Origin of the sequence: Moraxella canis (genome assembly GCF_002014965.1) — a bacterium.
GTDB classification, from domain to species: Bacteria; Pseudomonadota; Gammaproteobacteria; order Pseudomonadales; family Moraxellaceae; genus Moraxella; species Moraxella canis.
Window position 1 is genome coordinate 1 of record NZ_MUXT01000012.1, and the last position, 5,111, is coordinate 5,111.

Here is a 5,111-nt window from a genome sequence, read left to right on the forward strand (position 1 = left end):
GGGGGGGGATTGAATAAGGGTGCTGACGATGACCTACTCTCACATGGGCGAACCACACTACCATCGGCGCTAAGACGTTTCACTTCTGAGTTCGGGAAGGGATCAGGTGGTTCCATCTTGCTATTGTCGTCAGCGTAAAAGGATTAACAACTTAGGATGAGTCTGTTATATATTTTTACTAAATCAAGATTAAGGTTTATCGTTATCACATACAAACCACTTGGGTGTTGTATGGTCAAGCCAAACGAGCAATTAGTATTGGTTAGCTACACACATCGCTGTGCTTCCACACCCAACCTATCAACGTCGTCGTCTACAACGGCTCTTTAGGGAAATCTCATCTTGAGGTGGGCTTCCCGCTTAGATGCTTTCAGCGGTTATCCCATCCGAACGTAGCTACCCGGCAATGCTTCTGGCGAAACAACCGGAACACCAGAGGTTCGTCCACTCTGGTCCTCTCGTACTAGGAGCAGATCCTCTCAAATTTCCAACGCCCACGGTAGATAGGGACCGAACTGTCTCACGACGTTCTAAACCCAGCTCGCGTACCTCTTTAAATGGCGAACAGCCATACCCTTGGGACCTGCTTCAGCCCCAGGATGAGATGAGCCGACATCGAGGTGCCAAACACCGCCGTCGATATGAACTCTTGGGCGGTATCAGCCTGTTATCCCCAGAGTACCTTTTATCCGTTGAGCGATGGCCCTTCCATACAGAACCACCGGATCACTAAGACCTACTTTCGTACCTGCTCGACTTGTGGGTCTCGCAGTTAAGCGCGCTTTTGCCTTTATACTCTTTGAACGATTTCCGACCGTTCTGAGCGCACCTTCGTACTCCTCCGTTACTCTTTAGGAGGAGACCGCCCCAGTCAAACTACCCACCATACATTGTCCTTAGATCTGTTAATCTCAAGTTAGAACCCCAACATAACCAGGGTGGTATTTCAAGGATGGCTCCATGGCAACTGGCGTCGCCACTTCAAAGCCTCCCACCTATCCTACACAAGTTAGGTCAAAGTTCAATGTAAAGCTGTAGTAAAGGTTCACGGGGTCTTTCCGTCTAGCCGCGGGTACACAGCATCTTCACTGCGATTTCGATTTCACTGAGTCTCTGCTGGAGACAGCGCTGCCATCATTATGCCATTCGTGCAGGTCGGAACTTACCCGACAAGGAATTTCGCTACCTTAGGACCGTTATAGTTACGGCCGCCGTTTACTGGGGCTTCGATCAAGAGCTTCGCATACGCTAACCCCATCAATTAACCTTCCAGCACCGGGCAGGCATCACACCCTATACGTCCACTTTCGTGTTTGCAGAGTGCTGTGTTTTTAATAAACAGTTGCAGCAGCCTGGTATCTGCGACTCCCATTCGCTTACATCGCGAGGATTTCACAAACAGGAGCGTACCTTCTCCCGAAGTTACGGTACCATTTTGCCTAGTTCCTTCAGCAGAGTTCTCTCAAGCGCCTTGGTATTCTCTACCTGACCACCTGTGTCGGTTTCGGGTACGATTCATTTATGACTATGCTTAGAAGCTTTTCCTGGAAGCATGGTATTTGCCACTTCGCTGATCAATCAGCTTGCTATCAGATCTCATTAATAACCGAGCGGATTTGCCTACTCAGTCTAACTACATCCTTCCACCTGGACAACCATCGCCAGGCTGGCATAACCTTCTCCGTCCCTCCATCGCATCATAAACAAGTATCGGAATATTAACCGATTTCCCATCGACTACGCCTTTCGGCCTCGCCTTAGGGGTCGACTCACCCAGCCCCGATTAACGTTGGACTGGAACCCTTGGTCTTCCGGCGAACGGGCTTTTCACCCGTTTTGTCGTTACTCACGTCAGCATTCGCTCTTGTGATACCTCCAGCACACCTTACAGTGCACCTTCACAGGCTTACACAACGCTCCCCTACCACTTAATTGAAACAATTAAATCCGCAGCTTCGGCTCCTAGTTTGAGCCCCGTTACATCTTCCGCGCAGGCCGACTCGACTAGTGAGCTATTACGCTTTCTTTAAATGATGGCTGCTTCTAAGCCAACATCCTAGCTGTCTGTGCCTTCCCACATCGTTTCCCACTTAACTAGGAATTTGGGGCCTTAGCTGGCGGTCTGGGTTGTTTCCCTCTTGACGACGGACGTTAGCACCCGCCGTCTGTCTCCCGGATATCACTCATCGGTATTCGGAGTTTGCATCGGTTTGGTAAGTCGGGATGACCCCCTAGCCGAAACAGTGCTCTACCCCCAATGGTGTTCGTCCGAGGCGCTACCTAAATAGCTTTCGGGGAGAACCAGCTATCACCGAGTTTGATTAGCCTTTCACCCCTATCCACAAGTCATCCCCTGGCTTTTCAACGACAGTGGGTTCGGTCCTCCGGTGCCTGTTACGGCACTTTCAACCTGCTCATGGATAGATCACTCGGTTTCGGGTCTATACCCTGCAACTATGCGCCCTATTAAGACTCGGTTTCCCTACGGCTCCCCTAGATGGTTAACCTTGCTACAGAATATAAGTCGCTGACCCATTATACAAAAGGTACGCCGTCACGGAATAACTCCGCTCCGACTGCTTGTATGCACACGGTTTCAGGTTCTATTTCACTCCCCTAACAGGGGTTCTTTTCGCCTTTCCCTCACGGTACTGGTTCACTATCGGTCAGTCAGGAGTATTTAGCCTTGGAGGATGGTCCCCCCATCTTCAGACAGAATTTCTCGTGTTCCGCCCTACTTAATATGTCGCTTAAACAGTTTCGCATACAGGACTATCACCTACTACGGTTGGCTTTCCCACGCCATTTTGCTACTGTAAAATTGATCGGCTCCTCCCCGTTCGCTCGCCGCTACTTGGGGAATCTCTATTGATGTCTTTTCCTCGGGGTACTGAGATGTTTCACTTCTCCCGGTTCGCCTCATAAAATAAATTATGATACCTAAGTTATCTTAGGTGGGTTTCCCCATTCAGAAATCGCCGGGTCACAGGATATTGCCACCTCACCGACGCTTATCGCAGGCTATCACGTCTTTCATCGCCTCTGACTGCCAAGGCATCCACCATGTGCACTTCATTACTTGACCATACAACCCCAAGGGGTCTTATGGGTAATGTGTAACGATTTACCTATGTTTACGCTTGATTCAGTTCTCTTTACTTTGGGTGATTGTATTGGGTACAATCACCCTGGTTAATTATTACGTTGGATAATAATTAACCCAGACTCATACTATGTTGTTAAATAATGTTATAAACTTCGTCAGTTTATAAAATAAAAGCATAAATAAGAAATCTTATTTAAATTGCTTATGTATGCTTTGATGTTTAGTGGTGGAGCCAAGGAGAGTCGAACTCCTGACCTCCTGCGTGCAAGGCAGGCGCTCTACCAACTGAGCTATGGCCCCAAAATGGTGGGTCTAATAAGACTTGAACTTATGACCCCCGCGTTATCAACACGGTGCTCTAACCAACTGAGCTATAGACCCGTTTTAAACATCTTACCAAAGAACAACTTGTTGTGAATTCTTGCCAATCAGATAACTTCGTTAAGGAGGTGATCCAGCCGCAGGTTCCCCTACGGCTACCTTGTTACGACTTCACCCCAGTCATCGACCCCACCGTGGTGAGCGCCCTCTTGCGTTAGGCTACCCACTTCTGGTGAGATCAACTCCCATGGTGTGACGGGCGGTGTGTACAAGGCCCGGGAACGTATTCACCGCAGCATTCTGATCTGCGATTACTAGCGATTCCGACTTCATGGAGTCGAGTTGCAGACTCCAATCCGGACTACGATAGGCTTTTTGAGATTGGCATCACATCGCTGTGTAGCAACCCTTTGTACCTACCATTGTAGCACGTGTGTAGCCCTGGTCGTAAGGGCCATGATGACTTGACGTCGTCCCCGCCTTCCTCCAGTTTGTCACTGGCAGTATCCTTAGAGTTCCCACCCGAGGTGCTGGTAACTAAGGAAAAGGGTTGCGCTCGTTGCGGGACTTAACCCAACATCTCACGACACGAGCTGACGACAGCCATGCAGCACCTGTATGTAGATTCCCGAAGGCACTCCCGCATCTCTGCAGGATTCCTACTATGTCAAGACCAGGTAAGGTTCTTCGCGTTGCATCGAATTAAACCACATGCTCCACCGCTTGTGCGGGCCCCCGTCAATTCATTTGAGTTTTAACCTTGCGGCCGTACTCCCCAGGCGGTCTACTTATTGCGTTAACTGCGTCACTAAGTCTTTAAAAGACCCAACGACTGGTAGACATCGTTTACGGCGTGGACTACCAGGGTATCTAATCCTGTTTGCTACCCACGCTTTCGCACCTCAGTGTCAGTATGATGCCAGGGAGCTGCCTTCGCCATCGGTATTCCTCCAGATCTCTACGCATTTCACCGCTACACCTGGAATTCTACTCCCCTCTCACCTACTCTAGTCACCCAGTATCAGATGCAGTTCCCAGGTTAAGCCCGGGGCTTTCACATCTGACTTAAGTAACCACCTACGCGCGCTTTACGCCCAGTAATTCCGATTAACGCTTGCACCCTCTGTATTACCGCGGCTGCTGGCACAGAGTTAGCCGGTGCTTATTCTGTGGGTAACGTCAGGGCTAATGGGTATTAACCATTAACTTTTCCTCCCCACTTAAAGTGCTTTACAACCAAAAGGCCTTCTTCACACACGCGGCATGGCTGGATCAGGCTTTCGCCCATTGTCCAATATTCCCCACTGCTGCCTCCCGTAGGAGTCTGGGCCGTGTCTCAGTCCCAGTGTGGCTGATCATCCTCTCAGACCAGCTACAGATCGTCGCCTTGGTAGGCCTTTACCCCACCAACTAGCTAATCCGACTTAGGCTCATCTAATAGCGAGAGCTTGCGCCCCCTTTCACCCGTAGGTCGTATGCGGTATTAGCTTGAGTTTCCCCAAGTTATCCCCCACTACTAGGCAGATTCCTAAGCATTACTCACCCGTCCGCCACTAGGTATCAAAAGCAAGCTTTCTAACCTCGTTCGACTTGCATGTGTTAAGCCTGCCGCCAGCGTTCAATCTGAGCCATGATCAAACTCTTCAGTTTAATCTTGATTTGCCAGTCAAACAAAGCTGTTTGA

2 tRNA genes and 3 rRNA genes are annotated in these 5,111 nt (G+C 49.6%); all 5 read right to left on the reverse strand.

The window, feature by feature from the left end:
• Nucleotides 1-20: 20 nt before the first annotated feature.
• Nucleotides 21-134: ribosomal RNA gene (gene rrf / locus B0180_RS09550) — 5S ribosomal RNA — on the reverse strand.
• Nucleotides 135-231: 97 nt separating this feature from the next.
• Nucleotides 232-3,085, reverse strand: a 23S ribosomal RNA gene (locus tag B0180_RS09555).
• Between the two features lie 245 nt (nucleotides 3,086-3,330).
• Nucleotides 3,331-3,406 (reverse strand) — tRNA-Ala (locus B0180_RS09560).
• Between the two features lie 4 nt (nucleotides 3,407-3,410).
• Nucleotides 3,411-3,487, reverse strand: a tRNA-Ile gene (locus tag B0180_RS09565).
• Between the two features lie 61 nt (nucleotides 3,488-3,548).
• Nucleotides 3,549-5,077 (reverse strand): 16S ribosomal RNA (locus B0180_RS09570).
• Together the 16S, 23S and 5S rRNA genes with 2 tRNA genes alongside form the textbook arrangement of a ribosomal RNA operon.
• Between the last annotated feature and the right edge of the window lie 34 nt (nucleotides 5,078-5,111).